This is a genomic window from Dysgonomonas mossii, assembly GCF_004569505.1.
In the GTDB taxonomy this organism is placed as follows: Bacteria; Bacteroidota; Bacteroidia; order Bacteroidales; family Dysgonomonadaceae; genus Dysgonomonas.
In genome coordinates this window covers 970,390-987,274 of record NZ_SPPK01000002.1, presented here as the reverse complement: position 1 = coordinate 987,274, position 16,885 = coordinate 970,390, and the positions used below count along the sequence as shown (strand labels likewise).

Below are 16,885 nucleotides of genomic sequence, written 5' to 3'. Positions count from 1 at the left end.
ATAATTTGTGAAGATGAGGACTTTTTTATTCTCCCTTATATTTTTATTTGTAGTAGGCTGTATGCATATACAGGCTCAGATTAATGATAGTCTCAATGCAAAGAAACTGTCAGAGATAGAAATTTCTGCACAGATCAAACCATCTGTCTCACGATCTACAACTCCACTTCAAGTTATTGATAATACAGAGATTTTGCAGCGAGGAATACAAACTGTTTCTGATGCAGTAAGGCAATTTAATGGAATTGTACTTAAAGACTATGGCGGTATAGGAGGTTTAAAGACAATAGCCATTAGAGGGATGGGAACTGAACATACAGCCGTTAGCTATGATGGAATCATGGTTAGTAATATGCAGTCGGGGCAAGTGGATATTGGTCGTTTTTCTTTGGATAATATTTCAATGATATCGCTAAATATAGGACAGTCTGATAATATTTTTCAAACAGCCAGAAGCTTTGCTTCTGTAGGAGTCCTTAATCTGGAAACGGTTACACCGCAATTTACAACCAAAAATTACAAAGGCTATGTTAAAATAGCAACCGGATCTTTTGGTTTATTTAATCCGGTTTTAGATTATGCACACAAAATAAATAATAAATTTATTCTGTCTGCAAACGGAAGTTGGCAAAGAGCTGATGGGCAATATCCATTCAGCATGTTGAATGGAAAAACGCCATACCATAATAAAAGAAAAAATAGTGATGTTGATATCTACAGAACAGAGGTAAACCTCTATAACGATTTTGGTAGCCTAGGGAAGCTAAAAACTAAGATTTATTATTTCGATTCGGAAAGAGGTCTTCCTGATGCCGTTGATTTTCAGAATGATTACCATGTAGAACGGTTGTGGAATAAAAACTTTTTTATTCAGACTGTATATAATAAGAGTTTAGGCCAGAATTTTGAATATAAGTCCCAAGCTAAATACGATTATAATTATACACGTTATAGAGATTTGTATGATGCTTATGAAAATGGTAAAAGAGTCGATATATACAAGCAACAAGAGGTTTATTGGTCGAATGCAATACTGTATAAAGTAAACAAAAACATCAATTTATCTTTAGTCGAAGACTTATCTTACAATAAACTATTTGATAAAACGACTAAGTTTGGAGGAGAAGCCTCCCGTCCTAAAAGATATAGCTCGTTGAGTGCCTTTGCTGCAAAATATACGACCGATCGGTTTACTGTAACTACTAGCTTTTTAGCCACGTATATATCAGAAAAGACAAGGAGTGAGCAAAATAACAAAACATATAAGAAAATTTCTCCAGCCGTAAGCTTATCTTTTGTTCCCATCAAAGATTATAATCAATTCCGATTAAGAGCATCTTACAAAGATATATTTAGAATCCCAACATTTACAGAGGCTTTCTATACTCGGTCTTTATCCCAAGTGAAACCCGAATCTGCAAAACAGCTGAATGCCGGTATGACATGGATAGGCTCTGTAACTTCTGAAAAATCAAATTATGTAAGTGTGAGTGTAGACGGTTATTATAATAGGATAAAAGATAAAATTATCATACAGCCTTCTACATTTTATCCCTATACCACAAATTTAGGTAAAGTCGAAATTACCGGGATAGATGCAAAGGTAGCCGGTGGCTTAGACTTTTCATCAACTATGGGAATAGATTTATCGGGCTCTTACAGTTTCATGAAAGCAATAGATATCACTAATCCGAAAGAAGATGTATACAAAAATCAAATTATATATACGCCAAAACATTCCGGTGCTGCTTCTGCTGTTATAAAGAATCCATGGGTAAATTTCTCATATTCTATTATTATTACCGGAGAACGCTATTTTTGGCATCAGAATATAGCTAAGTATAAAATGGATAGCTATTCCGAACATACTATCAGCATAAATAAACAACTAAAAATAAAGAGCAGTGAGCTATTATTGCAAGCCACCTTACTAAATGTTTGGAATAAGCAATATCAGGTGATTAAAAATTATCCAATGCCTGGTCGGTCATTCAGCATAACTGCGACACTAAAATATTAATTAAAAAAAAGTATTATAAAACATGAAAAAGATTTTATTAAAAGGTATTTTGTTCTCTGCACTAATGTTTTCGTTCATGTCATGTAGCGATAGTGAAAAAGATGAGCCTTGGGTTGAACCTGAATATGCTACTACAGGTATCTATGTCCTTAATTCTGGTAGTATGTCAAGTAAGATCGATGCCGCATTGACATATTACGATAATGATAAAAATATTACTACAGGTGATGTGTTTTTGAATAAAAATGAGATAAGCCTCGGAAACGGTGGGCAGGATATGGTAATTTATGGTTCTAAAATGTATATAACCGTAACACAATCAAACTGTATTTATATTACCGATAAAACAGGTAAATTATTAAAATATACTGATAGAACCAATACTATCATAAAGCCTTTGAATGCTAGCGAGCAACCTCGCAAACCTCGTTCAATAGAAGCTTATAATGGTAAAGTATATGTAACTCTTTATGATGGAAATCTGGCACGCATAGATACTACAACTATGAAGATTGACAAGCTTGCTTCTGTTGACGGTACTTATCCAGAAGAGTTTGCAATTGTAAATAACAAGGCATATGTTACTATTTCTGACTATATGGGTACCGGAGCCGGAAAGAAACTATCAATAATCGATCTAAGTTCTTTTACAAAAACAGGAGAAATAGAAGTCGTAGTGAATCCTACTAAAATAAGAGGCGATAAAAATGGTAACTTGTATGTTATATCTAATGGTAACTATTCTACAATCCCATCAAGCTTGCAAAAGATTAGCACTTCAGACAATAAGGTAACAATACTGGGTACTGATATTGCATCTAATTTGGAAGCAGGAAAAGATAAAATATATTTGATGAAGGAAGATTATACAACAATGTCAACCCTATTATCATACTATGATATTGCAACAAACAAAATAGTAAATGAAGCTTTTGTAGAGGCTGATAAAGCTGATATAAAGCGTGCATATAATATAACTGTAGATCCAATAACAGAGAATATTTATATTGCTACATCCGATTACAAAAATGAAGGGGGAATGCACATTTATAATAGTAATGGAGGATATATAAAGTCCTTTAAAACTAAAGGAATAAATCCGATGGGTGCTTATTTTGTAACAACAGAAGTAAAGAAATAAACTGATTGATGAAATCATTCAATATCACACTACTTTTCACTATTATTCTTGTCTTCACAGGCTGCAACAAACAGAAGCCTGTCGGACAAGATGAGAGTGCTCTTTATAAACAGGCGGACTCTGTTTATACAGTCCATTATGCCAAAGGGTTTCAAGTGAAAAAGTATAATGATTATACCCTTGTTACTGTACGTGACCCGTGGGACACTACTCGGTTGTTACATAGCTATGTGCTTGTAGACCGAACAAAAGAATTGCCTGCCAATTTGCCGAAGGGTGTCGTTGTAAAAATTCCACTTCAGAATGTAGCTACATATTCTACTATTCATTGTTCATCTTTGAATGAATTGGGGCAAATAGATATTATAAAAGGTGTTTGCGAGCCTCAGTATATAAAATTGGATATAATTCAGCAGCGTGTAAAAAACGGCGAAATAGAAAATCTGGGGATGGCTAGCAAGCCCGATGTGGAGAAAATAATTATGTTGAATCCCGATGCTATTTTTGCGACGCCAATACAGGGTTGGACATATGGCAATGTGGAGAAAACAAATATTCCGATACTCGAAACTGTAGACTATACAGAATCTCATCCACTGGGACGCGCTGAATGGATTCGTTTTTATTCTTTATTCACAGGAAAAGAACACTATGCCGATTCTCTGTTTGTTATTACAGAGAAAAATTATAAAGAAGTCAAAGACATCGTAGCCAATGTAACTAAGAGACCTTCGGTACTCCCGGATATACCTTATCAAGGAAAATGGAATATGCCTGGTGGCAGAAGCTTTATGTCCAATATGTTGTCTGATGCTGGAGCAATATATCCATGGAATGAAGACAAGTCAACATCATATATGCCTCTTAACTTCGAAATAGTTTTTGACAAGGCTGGAGAGGCTGATATCTGGATTATCAAATACAATACCCCATCGGATATGACTTATACAAGTCTTGAGAAAGAATATAAGCCATATTCCTACTTTAAAGCATTCAAAAGTAAAAACATATATGGATGCAACACCGCTTATAGCAGTTATTACGAAGATTTGCCTATACATCCCGACTATATCTTAAAAGATATGGCCTATGTATTTCATCCGGATCTCTTCCCTGACTATAAGCCGAAATACTATAAACGGATTAGTGAATGATTATTTATATATAGGTAAGCAAAAGGCGTTGGAATCTTAATTGATCCGGCGCCTTTTCTATATTTACTCTCCTTATAATCTTATTTAATCGAACGCAACAGCATGCTTATATAGTGAGGAATACTAATTGTTTAGAATGCAAACGTTTGCATTCTTTTTTATGCAAGTAAGTTTATTCAGGATAATAACAGTGGTATCAAAAGCCATAGATTTGTGATACGGAAGGCTATTGTGCCAAAATAACCTAATACACTTATTAGTATCATGAAATTATTAAGATTCTTTTCCCCTCTATTACTATGCATATTTTTATCATGCAGTGATAATGGTCCCAACAATCCTGATATACCCGAAGTACCTGTAACGCCAACAATAGGCAGTCTTAGAGATGGTATTACTGTTATCAGCGATGATTCATTGGCTTTTGTCCTTTTTGCTCCTAAAAAACAAACGGTTCACCTTATCGGAGACTTCAATAATTGGACGGTTTCGGATAGCTATAAGATGAAAAAAGACGGGGATCGTTTCTGGATAAAAATAGGCAATCTCCAAAAAGGGAAAGAGTATATATGTCAATACCTCATAGATAATTCGATAAGGATAGCAGACCCCTATACATCTAAAGTTTCTGATCCAGATAATGATCGTTATATCTCTAATAATGTATATCCTAACTTGATACAGTACCCTACGGGAAAGACTTCCGATATAGCTATGGTCGTAAATACTGCTCCGGCTTCTTATTCTTGGAAAGTAAATACTTTTAAGGTTGATAAGCCGGATAATATGGTTATTTATGAGATACTTATTCGTGATTTTACAGAGCAGGGAACGATTAAGGCTGTTGAAGAAAAAATAAGCTACCTTAAAAATCTTGGTGTAAATGCTGTAGAACTAATGCCGTTCAATGAATTTGAAGGTAATAATAGTTGGGGATATAACCCGTCGTTCTATTTTGCTACAGACAAAGCATACGGTACACCTAACGACTATAAAGCATTTATTGACGCATGCCACTCTAATGGAATTGCTGTGATAATGGATATGGTACTAAATCATAGCTATGGACAAAGCCCGATGGTGAGAATGTATCAGGGTAGCGATAAAAACCCTACAGCCGATAATCCTTGGTACAATAAAACATCGCCTAACTCCAGTTATTCTTGGGGATATGATTTCAATCACGAGAGCAAATATACTCAGGCATTTGTAGACAGTGTTTGTGCATATTGGATGAAAGAATACAAAGTAGATGGATTTCGTTTCGACTTTACAAAAGGTTTTACCAATACAAAAGGTGATGGATGGAGTAAAGACGACAGTCGTATAACGATACTTAAAAGGATGGCTTCCGAAATTTGGAAACGGAAATCTGATGCAATTGTCATTTTTGAGCATCTTACAGCCAATGATGAAGAAAAAATACTGGCAGACTATGGAATTAAACTTTGGGGAAATATGAATTATAACTTCAATGAGGTAACGATGGGTTGGGGGGCTGAATCCGGAGACAATGGTCTGAAAGGTGATGTTTCATGGGCTTCGTATAAGAAAAGAGAATGGTCGAAACCAAACTTGGTCGCTTACATGGAAAGTCATGATGAAGAAAGAATTATGTTCAAAAACAACTCATACGGAAAGAGCTATGGTGATTACAATGTGAAGAATTTAGCAACAGGATTAAAACGAACAGAAGCGGCAGCAGTTATTTTGATGTCATTACCCGGACCTAAAATGATCTGGCAGTTCGGAGAGCTGGGCTACGATGAGGAATTAAATAATGACCGTTTGGGGGAAAAGCCTCCTCATTGGGAGTATTACGATGTACCTGCAAGAAAGAATCTTTACGATGTGTTTGCTAAAATAAATAAACTTCGCAATACAAATACTACTTTTTATACGACTGACTATACTATTGATTTAGCAAATCAGTATAAACAAATATTATTAAAATCATCAGCAGAGTCTATCTGTGCCATAGCTAACTTCGATGTCACAGAATTAACTCAAAAAGTTAATTTCGGAAAAACAGGTAAATGGGAGGACTATTTTACGGGTAACCAGCTAAATGTATCTGATAATTCTATAGATATTACACTCCAACCGGGAGAATACCGGTTATACATAAGCAAATAAAAAAACACAAATAGGACTTTAAAAACTACGTATTACTTTAGGTGTTTTTACAATAACCTTTGGCCTTGGTCAAAGGTTATTTCTATTTAATGCGATATATCATTTACAACTCCCATCGAAAATTGATATATTTGTCAAAAATAAATGCTATTGATATGAAAAATGTTTTAGGATTGCTGCTTGCTTGTTTCTTCTTAACAACAGCAAGTGCGCAACGTTTAGACCTTATGGATATTAATTCCGGCAAATACTCTGCTCGAGGTGTTCAGCCGGTTGTGTCATCAGCCGATGGCGAATCTTATTTTCAGGCAGATAATAAAAATACGATGATCATCAAGTATTCGTACAAAACAGGTTTGCCTACCGATACTCTGTTTAATGTTAATAAGGCACGTGAATGTACGTTCAGCTCATTTCAAGGATTTATAATCAGCCCCGATGAGAAACGCCTGGTAGTGTATAATGATTACGAACCGATCTATCGTCATTCATTTAAAGCGAATTACTATTATTACGATATTAGACGAAATTTAGTTCGAAAACTGACTGAAAATAAAGAAAAGCAATCGATACCGACTTTTTCTAAAGATGGAAGAATGTTGGCTTATGTTATCAACAACAATATATGGCTTGTCAAGTTTGATTATGATACAGAATCTCAGATAACAAAAGACGGAGCATTGGGTAAAATAATCAATGGCGGAACAGATTGGGTATATGAAGAAGAGTTTGCAACGACCAGTATTATGGATTTTTCTGAAGACGGGCGTTTGTTGGCATTTGTAAGATTCGACGAAACAAATGTGCCTGAGTATTCGATGCAGATGTATGAAAACAAACTTTACCCAACTTCATTTTCGTTCAAGTATCCGAAGGCCGGAGAACAAAATTCGAAAGTAACATGTAACGTATTCGATATTGACTCGAAGACAATACGGAAAATGAATATACCTGATAATATTGAGTATATCCCTCGTATACAGTTTTTACCTACTGGAGATGATTTAGCAATAATGACATTGAACAGAGAGCAGAATAAATTTGATCTGTTTCTTGCAAATGCACGCTCATCGGTATGCCGTTCTATCCTTCATGAAGAAAACAGCAGATATATAGACTCTGAATTGTTAGACTATATATACTTTTTTGGCAATCAGTTTGTGTATGTTAGCGAAAAGGATGGATATTCTCATATATATCTTTATGATAAGAATGGTGCTCAGCAAAAGAAATTGACTTCAGGAAACTATGATGTAACAAGCCTATTGGCTGTTGATCCGGTTTCTAAAACTGTTTTTTATGAAGCTGCAGAAGACAGCCCTCTCCAAAGAGCAATCTACAAAGTGGATATGGTGAAAGGAATCAAAACTAAATTATCTGCAAAGCAGGGAACTAATGCTGCGACATTTAGCAAAAATGGGAAATATTACATCAATAGTTATACCAATATCTCAATACCTCGGATTGTTACCGTACACGACGCTACAGGAAAGGAACTTCGAGTATTGGAAGATAATGCTAAATTGAAAAATACATTAGCCGGACTCAACTTACCTAAAAAGGAGTTTATTACAGTAAAAGCGGCTGACGGACAAGACCTGAATGCATATATAATGAAACCGGTGGACTTCAATCCATCACGCAAGTACCCGTTGGTAATGGTTCAGTATAGTGGACCTAATTCGCAACAAGTAGCGGATAAGTACGGTGTTGATTGGACAGATTACCTGACTACCCAAGGATTTATTGTTGCTTGTGTTGACGGACGAGGAACTGCAGCCAGAGGGGAAGACTTTCGTAAGTGTACATATATGAATCTGGGTATTTACGAATCCGATGATCAAGCAGCTGCGGCAAGACATTTTGCTTCTTTACCTTATATTGATGGAAGTAAAATTGCTATTTGGGGATGGAGTTATGGTGGATACAACGTGTTGATGAGTATGAGCCGGGGGAATGGCGTATTCAAAGCGGGAGTTGCTATTGCTCCTGTTACCGATTGGAAGTTTTATGACTCTGTATATGCAGAACGTTTTATGCGCACTCCACAGCAAAATGAAGCCGGATATCAATCAGGCTCTCCGATTTTGCTCGCTAACAAATTAGAAGGGAATTTATTATTAATACACGGTTCTGCCGACGATAATGTACATTTTCAAAATACGATGGATTATGCTGCTGCATTAGTCAAAGCCAACAAGCAATTCGATATGTTTGTGTTTACGGATAAAGACCACTCGATACGAGGTGCAGCTAACAGAACTTATTTATTCGAAAAGGTTATTAAGTTTCTAAAGACAAATATGTAAATAAGATATTTCATTTATATAAAAAAGGAATGCTGAGATCAGCATTCCTTTTTCTATTTATATATTTTTCTTATAAGCTCTTCTTTTCTTATGATTCTCGGCATTGAATCCGTCCCAAAGAGAAGCAACCTTATTGTTCATCTCTAACTCGGGATTTGATTCCGCAAATTTGAAGCCACACTTATGCGCTGATGGTATAAAATCGTTAAAGATGATAGCATTTACACCTTTTCCTTGATATTCGGGCGAGATACCAATCAGCAGAAGGTCTACGACAGGATTTTTCTTACTTTTGAGATCCCTCAAGAGATTTATCCAACCAAATGGGAGGAATCGTCCACGAGATTTAATAAGTCCACGAGAAAGGCTCGGCATAGCTATACCAAATCCAACTACCTCATCGGTATCTTCTTTAATTATTATCGATACCAGATCCCAGCGAAGCAATGGCACATACATTTTCACATAGTAATCTATCTGACGTTGTGTCAATGGAGCAAAGCCATATAAAGGCTTATAAGCAACATTCAACAGTTCAAATATTTTACTTACGTACGGTGTTATTTGCTTTAGGCTTTTAAATTTAAGTACCTTCAGTCCATATCGCTGCATCACCATGTTAGCGATACGCTGATGTCTTTCAGGAACAGAATCAGGAACAGGTATCCGATATTCATTCCAGTCGGCATCCTTTTCAAATCCGAGGCGTTCTATCTGATCTCTGTAATACGGATAACTATATGTTGTAGACATTGTCGACTCTCGGTCGTAACCTTCAATCAGCAAGCCTTCGTGATCTAAATCGGTAAAGCCCATAGGCCCTACTATAACATTCATACCTTTAGCTTTCGCCCACTTCCCTGCCGCATCGAACAAAGCATCTACAACCTCGTTGTCGTCAATAAAATCAACAAATCCGAAGCGTGCATTTTTTTGATTCCAGATTTCATTCGCTGTGTGATTTATAATACCGGCAATACGGCCAACGATCTCGCCATCTCTATATGCCAAGAACAATTGTTTTTCACAAAAATCGAATGCGGGATTCTCTTTTTCATTCAACGTACCCAGTTCATCCAGAACAAGAGAAGGTACATAATATGGAGAATTTTTATAAAGAACATCGGTAGGAAATTTAATAAATGCTTTTTTCAAAGCTTTATCATCTTCTTTAACCTCCTTAATGATTATAGACATAGATTAAATAATATGGAGAATAAACTTATTTTCAGAACGCAAATATATGGATTTTTTATTTATTTAATATATCCCTTTAAACTCATAATTAATTGAAATAATATTTCTTTTATTTCCAAATAAATTCATTTTCAGAGACAATATAATCCATCTTTATATCATTCGTATCAACAGGAATAGTATCCAGAAGCTGAAATTCGAAACATATACCCATTTTAGGAGCCGAAACGAGAGACAAGAAGCGATCGTAATACCCCCTACCTCTGCCCAGACGCCCCATCTTTCGATCGAAGGCTACACCGGGAACAATAATTAAATCCACCTTTTTATAATCGGTAAAATTATCACCCAATGGTTCCATTATACCATATGAAGATTGCTTCAAAGTGGTATCCTGAACATATTTTCTGAAAACAATATCATCCTTAACCACAACTGGCAAGTAGAAATTCTTTTCAGCACTCCAACGGTTGATAAAATCGAGGGTCTGTACTTCATCCCCCATGCTATTATAAATAAATATAGTTTTTGCCTGCTGAAATGCTCCTGTTATTTCCAAAACCGATAATACTTCTTCCGAACGATTGTATAAGTCGTCAGCTGAATATTGTTTCTTTAACAAGGATATTTCTTTTCTCAGTTTTTCTTTTTGCTGTGCTATATTCATTCTTTATTTTCTTTGTTCCGTTGGAGATATTTTGTTTGTATAATTAATTCCTTCAACAAAAATACATTTCTTTTTCTAATTTCTACTTAAATAGAACGAATACAAGAAAAAAGGATAAAAGTAGAGTTCTACTTTTATCCTTCTGTTTTATATTATATCATAACCAATCCACATTATTTATATGCTCCTTTCTTTATGGCATCAGGCGTAGCCTTATTAGCCTTAAGCAATCTTACCGCTTCTTTTATCATCTGCTCATCTCTTTGGAACATTTCATAGAAATTGTCTTCGCTGAAGAAGTTGCGTATAATAAATGCTTCGAGCTGTGTTTGAAGAAGCTTGCGCGATTCATCTATCAAATATGGCTGTTTACGGATTCCCTTTGTATAGGCATAGTCTGCAAAATTATCGACAATAGGCTGTGTAGATAAATATTTTGCAGCATCAGTCCATGTTTTAAAGCTCTTCAGTTTATCTCTGTTCTTTTCGGTGTACACATAACTAAACTCCCTGAGTAATCCTTTATTCGCTACCCGCATGTAGTACGAATTGATACCTGTCGTATCGCGAGGAACAAATACATCGGATAAAACGCCATCGTCACCATACACCGGTCTTCCCGAAAGAGTATGGAAAAGAGGTAAGTTATCGAACTTGATACTATCTCTATTGTCAAATTCTCCTCGGCTATATCTGTTGTACAGATCCATACTATATGTCTGGCGGTCTCCCTTTTCGTATGCCTTTTGTACACATCTACCGGACGGTGTATGATATCGGGCAATTGTGAGTCGCATAGCAGAACCATCGTTGAACTTATATTGAGCCTGTACCAATCCTTTACCAAACGAACGGCGACCGACGATCAATCCTCTGTCGTTATCCTGTATAGCTCCGGCAAATATCTCACTGGCTGATGCACTTGTTTCATCGAGAAGAACCACAATCTGGCTTTGCTTGCATGTACCCGAATTATCAGCATAATAATTTTCACGAGGATAAGCTCTTCCCTCTGTATATAAGATCAGCTCTCCATTGGCAAGGAATTCATTCACCATCATTATGGCAGCTTCCATGTATCCTCCTGTGTTTTGTTGGAGGTCTACAACAAAAGATTCACAACCCTGACTTTTCAATTTAGCTATTGCCGAAATAAATTCGTTATATGTTGTGCTGCCAAACTTACTTACCTTTATATATCCTATCTTATTATCAAGCTTGTACGATGCATCCACACTCTTCACCGGCACAAAGGCTCTGGTTACTACAAATGGAATCAACTCATCACGACTTTGTCTCTTCACCCCTATTTTGATTTGGGTCTTTTCAGGTCCTTTGAGTGTGCTGTACACTTTATTTTCATTTATTCCTTTGCCCACAAACAGAGAGTCATTCACTGTTACAACTCTGTCTCCGGCCTGTATACCGACAGCTTCAGAAGGTCCGCCCGGTATGGCTTTTACAATTGTCAGCGTATCATTCAATATAATAAACTCAACACCAATACCACTAAAATGACCTTCCAATTCGTCATCTTTGCGGTTCATAATATCTGCACTAATATAATCTGAGTGCGGGTCTAATCCGGCCAATACAGTTGGTATAGCATTCTCGATCAGCGCATCTACATTTACCGTATCCACATAAGACTTATTGATATAGTCGAGTACAACGTCGAGCTTATTGCCTTTTCGCCCTAAAAATCCGCTTCCCGAACCAAATATAGAATAAGCATTTCCTATAAAGATACCAACAGCGACACTTACAGCAATGCACAACGGAAGCCAGATATAAATACCCCTTCCTCCTTTTTTAGTTTTACTACTATTATTATTCTCTGCCATTTTGCTGTTTGTCCCTTCCCAATTGTTGTTCAAGTTCTTATCGCTTTCCATTTAATCTTCCGATCCCTCTGTGTTAGTTTCTATATCTATAAATACGACCTCTACTCCTGCACGTTCGAGAAGAGAAGCTCCATCTGTACGCCGATATTTCTGATTATACACAACCCGCGTTATGCCCGCCTGAATTATAAGTTTTGCACATTCTATGCAAGGCGATGTAGTCACATACATCGTAGCCCCAAGACTACTGTTATGCGAACAGGCTACTTTCGTGATTGCATTAGCTTCGGCATGCAGAACATATGCTTTGGTTTCGTTGTTTTCATCTTCGCAAATATTCTCAAATCCTGAAGGAGTACCATTATACCCATCGGATATAATCATTTTATCTTTTACAATAAGGGCACCTACTTTTCTGCGCTTACAGTACGAATTTTCGGCCCAAATAGCCGCCATTCTCATGTATCGCTCGTCGAGCAACCTTTGTTTGTCATCGCTCATGAAATTACGTTCTAAAAATTCGAACACAAAGATAATGAAAAGTTCACGATTTAAAGTATTTAGTTAATTTTTATATAATCCACAAATTACCTTTTTGGCCATTGTGGAGGCATATTAAATTTTATTTATAAATGATAGATAAAAGAAGGTCGACAACATTGCTTTTTCTCATCAGAATTATCTCTTGTAGAGGTCTTTGATATAATTGAAATAGATTGTGAGCTAAAACGTCGCTATTATAAGAAACCTAGAAACATATTTTGTCAGAGTATCCGTCCAAGTGTAAAGGAAGATATAAAGTGACAGTGAAATAAGGTTCGAAAGGTGTTACTTTTGTCACCTTTTGCAAACAGAAAATCTATCAAGACGTAAGATATCAATTGGTTACAGAAAATAATCGACAAAGCAGGATATTGTAAATATTGTTACCTTTTTATAGATAGTGATTTGATTTTGAAAATTCGTAACCGAAAGGTATTGAGTTATAAAAGTCGGTATTTTAGGTGAAACAAAAATATTGCTTTAAATTTGCAGCAAAAAATAGGATATACATTATAAGTTTTTAAGATTTGTTATGAACGACCATCAATTTAAAGCACATCCATGGCATGGAATAAATGCCGGAAGCAATGCACCTCAGGTAGTAACATGCTTTATCGAAATAGTACCTACCGACACAGTTAAATATGAGGTGGACAAAGAAACCGGTTACCTTAGCATCGATAGACCACAGAAGTACTCAAATATCATTCCTGCCCTCTATGGATTTATCCCTCAAACATATAGTGCCGACCTTGTAGCAGAACTTACAAACAATGAATTGGGAAGAACTGATATAGAAGGAGATAACGACCCTGTAGATATTTGTGTTCTGACTGAAAAGGATATCACGCATGGAGATATAATAGTGAAAGCCAGACCGATAGGAGGTTTCAGATTACTAGATCACAACAAAGCCGATGATAAGCTTATTGCAGTACTCGAAAATGATGCTATCTACGGTGCATACAAAGATATATCGGACGTACCGCCAATGGTAATAGACCGTCTGAAACACTACTTTACCACCTATAAGGATTTACCCGGAGACAAGTCTCCTCGGTGTATTCTTACAGGCACATACGATGTAAAAACAGCACACGAGGTTATACGCCGCTCGATAAAAGACTACGATAACAAATACAGAAGTGACAAATAAGAGGAAGAAATATCTGGCTTATTTTTCGCTGGCAGCCTTAATGGTTGCCAGTATCTGTCTTATATATGGTTATCTGGAAGCACGGAATATAAAGCTGAAAGAACTGACATTCCGAAGCAAAGATATCCCCAATGCTTTTGTAGGAAAGAAGATAATCTTCGTATCAGATATTCACTCCGGGAAATACTTTACAAGCAAAGATGTAGCACGTCTGGTAGAGAGAATCAATGAACGAAACCCCGATATAGTGATTATCGGAGGGGATAACACACTAAAGAGCACAACATACTCGCATCCTTTCTTTGACGAAATAAGAAAGCTAAAAAGTAAATACGGAGTATACACGGTATTGGGCAACCATGATCACTGGGAAGATGCCAAGCTAATACAGCAAGGCTTTAGCAATTGTGGCTTTCATATCTGCGACAATGACTCATACTGGATAAAAGAAGGCAATGACAGTATAAAAATCGGAGGTGTAGGAGATCTTTGGGAAGATGTGCAGATTATAGACAATACGATTAGTGATGTGAAGCAAAACAACTTCTGCATATTGCTGTCTCATAACCCCGACTACATGGAATTGCTAGACACAGACCTTGTAGACCTTATGCTATCGGGTCACACACATGGGGGACAAATAACACTTTTTGGATTGTATGCTCCCATTATGCCGGCAACCAATCATCCGGAATATATGCAAACGGGACAAAAGTACAGGTATGGTTGGAAAGAAAAAGGTAAAACAAAATTGTATGTTACTTCGGGCGTTGGTATGGGAGGATTTCCATTCCGATTTTTCGCACAACCCGAAATTGTAGAAATAACGCTAGAGCAGAAATAAAACAAGAGTAAAAACTACCTACTTCTTATTTCCTTTGAAGTTATCGATCACACTTAAAAGCCTGTTCAAAGAGCCCACATCGTAACGTACCTGATGCCTGAGACGATTAAAGTCTAGTTTATTTACAACTCTCACAGTAGCATTATATTTCTTTGTATACGACTTGCCTACAAGCCTGTAGATATTATCCAGATCCTTAGCCGGATGGACTCTCGATTCTGAGTTTATGACATAAGGATCAAACCCAAGCCTATCTTTTATAAATCGTCCTGTCAGCCGTTTGTCTATTCTCTTGAAGTGATTCGTTTCTGCCATAAACCAGGCTTCTATTTCGTGTATTGCAATTACAATATCAAAATATGGAGCATCTGCTCTCAGTTTATTCGGCAAGAAGCGCAAACCTTTTTCCAGCTTCTCCAAATCATCTATGGGTATAGGATAAAGATCACGGACACCGATGATCATTTCATACCCTCTTTGTCGAAGGTTAGAAATGTTGTCTAATATCTCCGATTTTACCCTGTTGTCTGAGCCACAATCAAAAATAAGCACTTCGTACTTCGGATTTCGAGAAAATGACGAGTTCCGAACAATCTCTTGTTTGGGTATATTAGATCCTCCACGAAATTGTTTCTGAATAATATTAATCTGTTTATAGCCAAAGACTTCCTTTATCAAGCGATTTATAAAAATCTGCTCAGTCTGTCCTTCAACGAAAAAAGCAATGCGTCTCATCAAACGTTATTATCCTCATCCATAATGCCAAAACCTTTCTGGTAAAAGTCTGTGGCCAAAAAATCGAAGTTATTAAGTCCCGTATATTTAAAGTCTTCAAAAGTATCTTTCGAATTTGTATAATCGTAGAATATCGATTTGCTATGATCCCTACCTATTACAGACCAATAGCGAAGTGGTATTTGGTTCATAATATAGCGATCGTTTGTGGTCATAAAGAATTGCATATTGGATTTGTTCACCTTCTTAATAACAATGTCTGTTATTTTTTTAGAGCTTTCAAAATCAAGACCTTCTCCAATATCATCAATCAACATACAAAATGAAATATTCTTGAGCTTTGCATAATGCAGCAGTATCAATAAAGACAGAGCCCGATACATACCTTGAGACATTTCACGTTGAGAAACAGTATATTTACAATCTTCTTCAACGCATAGTCCGTAAAGTCCGTCAACCTCTTCTATATCGATTTTAGAAATATCATAGCCCAAATCCTGCATGCTCGACAGAATCTCTGATATAAAGGCTTCACCGAACAGCTCTCTCCCCTTGTAGAAAGCGTGAATCAAAGTCTCCGGGTCATCAATATCTTTATTGTTTTCCTCCCCGACGTAGTCCTTCACCAATTTCTTTTTCTCCAACTGGTTTGCAAACATATAGTTTCGAAGAGACCTCCCCCACTCTACAAAACTTTCGTAATAGGATTTCCCTTCGCTGTTTTGCAAAGTAATGGCCAGTTGATTATCTGACACATCCGCATCAAGTCTATTATTTTCAAGATCAATGAATATCTTCTTTTCCCTATCTAATAAGACTTTGTCATCAAACATCAGAACCTCTGTGATGATAGTCCTGTTTTTGAAGGCAAGTATATACTTATATGTGTTTTCACCCTCAGTAAAAATGATTTCAAAGTTTTCGCTAGGACTAACAGTTTGTTTTAAACTAATTTGTCCCGAAAATAAATTTGCAATTTGTCTTATCAGATTTAATGTCCGGCTTTTTCCGGATGCGTTTTTGCCCACCAAAAGATTTAGATTATCAAAGTAAGCATAATCATCATTACTGCCCACGATACTCCATTCGCGAGGCTCGCCCGCATAACGAATATATTTTAATGCACGAATTATCATTTG

At 36.5% G+C, this 16,885-nt stretch carries 13 protein-coding genes; 7 read left to right on the top strand and 6 right to left on the bottom strand.

From position 1 onward, the window contains the following. Positions 1–13: 13 nt before the first annotated feature. The 5 genes from E4T88_RS09500 to E4T88_RS09480 all read left to right on the top strand — a co-directional run bounded on the left by E4T88_RS09500 (position 14) and on the right by E4T88_RS09480 (position 8,760). Entirely contained in the window at positions 14–2,020 is a 2,007-nt protein-coding gene (locus E4T88_RS09500; protein WP_135105199.1) for a TonB-dependent receptor plug domain-containing protein, read from the top strand. Between the two features lie 22 nt (positions 2,021–2,042). Next, positions 2,043–3,161: a YncE family protein gene (locus E4T88_RS09495; protein ID WP_135105198.1), complete on the top strand. Its 1,119-nt coding sequence runs from the start codon at positions 2,043–2,045 to the stop codon at positions 3,159–3,161. 8 nt (positions 3,162–3,169) lie between these two features. Then, a complete protein-coding gene (locus tag E4T88_RS09490) occupies positions 3,170–4,315 on the top strand; it encodes an ABC transporter substrate-binding protein (protein ID WP_135105197.1) in 1,146 nt (381 codons plus the stop codon). Positions 4,316–4,579: 264 nt separating this feature from the next. Further along, positions 4,580–6,451, top strand: a complete 1,872-nt coding sequence (locus E4T88_RS09485; RefSeq protein WP_135105196.1) for an alpha-amylase family glycosyl hydrolase — start codon at positions 4,580–4,582, stop codon at positions 6,449–6,451. A gap of 155 nt (positions 6,452–6,606) precedes the next feature. Then, positions 6,607–8,760 (top strand): S9 family peptidase, encoded by a 2,154-nt coding sequence (locus E4T88_RS09480; protein ID WP_135105195.1) that lies wholly within the window; start codon positions 6,607–6,609, stop codon positions 8,758–8,760. A 57-nt stretch (positions 8,761–8,817) separates the two neighbouring features. Here the strand turns inward: E4T88_RS09480 and E4T88_RS09475 are convergent, their stop codons facing one another. The 4 genes from E4T88_RS09475 to E4T88_RS09460 form a co-directional block, all read right to left on the bottom strand. Then, positions 8,818–9,957 carry a hypothetical protein gene (locus E4T88_RS09475; RefSeq protein ID WP_135105194.1) on the bottom strand — a complete coding sequence of 380 codons (1,140 nt, stop codon included), beginning with the start codon at positions 9,955–9,957 and terminating at the stop codon, positions 8,818–8,820. A gap of 109 nt (positions 9,958–10,066) precedes the next feature. Continuing rightward, complete coding sequence (locus E4T88_RS09470) at positions 10,067–10,624, bottom strand: 5-formyltetrahydrofolate cyclo-ligase (RefSeq protein ID WP_135105193.1); 558 nt, start codon at positions 10,622–10,624, stop codon at positions 10,067–10,069. Between the two features lie 173 nt (positions 10,625–10,797). Beyond that, positions 10,798–12,519 (bottom strand): S41 family peptidase, encoded by a 1,722-nt coding sequence (locus E4T88_RS09465; RefSeq protein ID WP_135105192.1) that lies wholly within the window; start codon positions 12,517–12,519, stop codon positions 10,798–10,800. Beyond that, complete coding sequence (locus tag E4T88_RS09460; RefSeq protein ID WP_006842865.1) at positions 12,520–12,969, bottom strand: deoxycytidylate deaminase; 450 nt, start codon at positions 12,967–12,969, stop codon at positions 12,520–12,522. A gap of 574 nt (positions 12,970–13,543) precedes the next feature. Between E4T88_RS09460 and E4T88_RS09455 the strand changes: the two genes are divergently transcribed. Further along, positions 13,544–14,167: an inorganic pyrophosphatase gene (locus tag E4T88_RS09455; protein ID WP_135105191.1), complete on the top strand. Its 624-nt coding sequence runs from the start codon at positions 13,544–13,546 to the stop codon at positions 14,165–14,167. Further along, positions 14,157–15,011, top strand: coding sequence for a metallophosphoesterase (locus tag E4T88_RS09450; protein WP_260393679.1), 855 nt, complete (start codon positions 14,157–14,159; stop codon positions 15,009–15,011). Before E4T88_RS09455 ends, E4T88_RS09450 begins: the two co-directional genes overlap by 11 nt. An 18-nt stretch (positions 15,012–15,029) precedes the next feature. Here the strand turns inward: E4T88_RS09450 and E4T88_RS09445 are convergent, their stop codons facing one another. Together E4T88_RS09445 and E4T88_RS09440 are read right to left on the bottom strand one after the other, a co-directional pair. Next, a complete protein-coding gene (locus tag E4T88_RS09445) occupies positions 15,030–15,746 on the bottom strand; it encodes a DUF4276 family protein (RefSeq protein WP_135105190.1) in 717 nt (238 codons plus the stop codon). Continuing rightward, positions 15,746–16,882, bottom strand: a complete 1,137-nt coding sequence (locus E4T88_RS09440) for an AAA family ATPase (protein WP_135105189.1) — start codon at positions 16,880–16,882, stop codon at positions 15,746–15,748. The genes E4T88_RS09445 and E4T88_RS09440 overlap by 1 nt, the downstream gene beginning before the upstream one ends. Between the last annotated feature and the right edge of the window lie 3 nt (positions 16,883–16,885).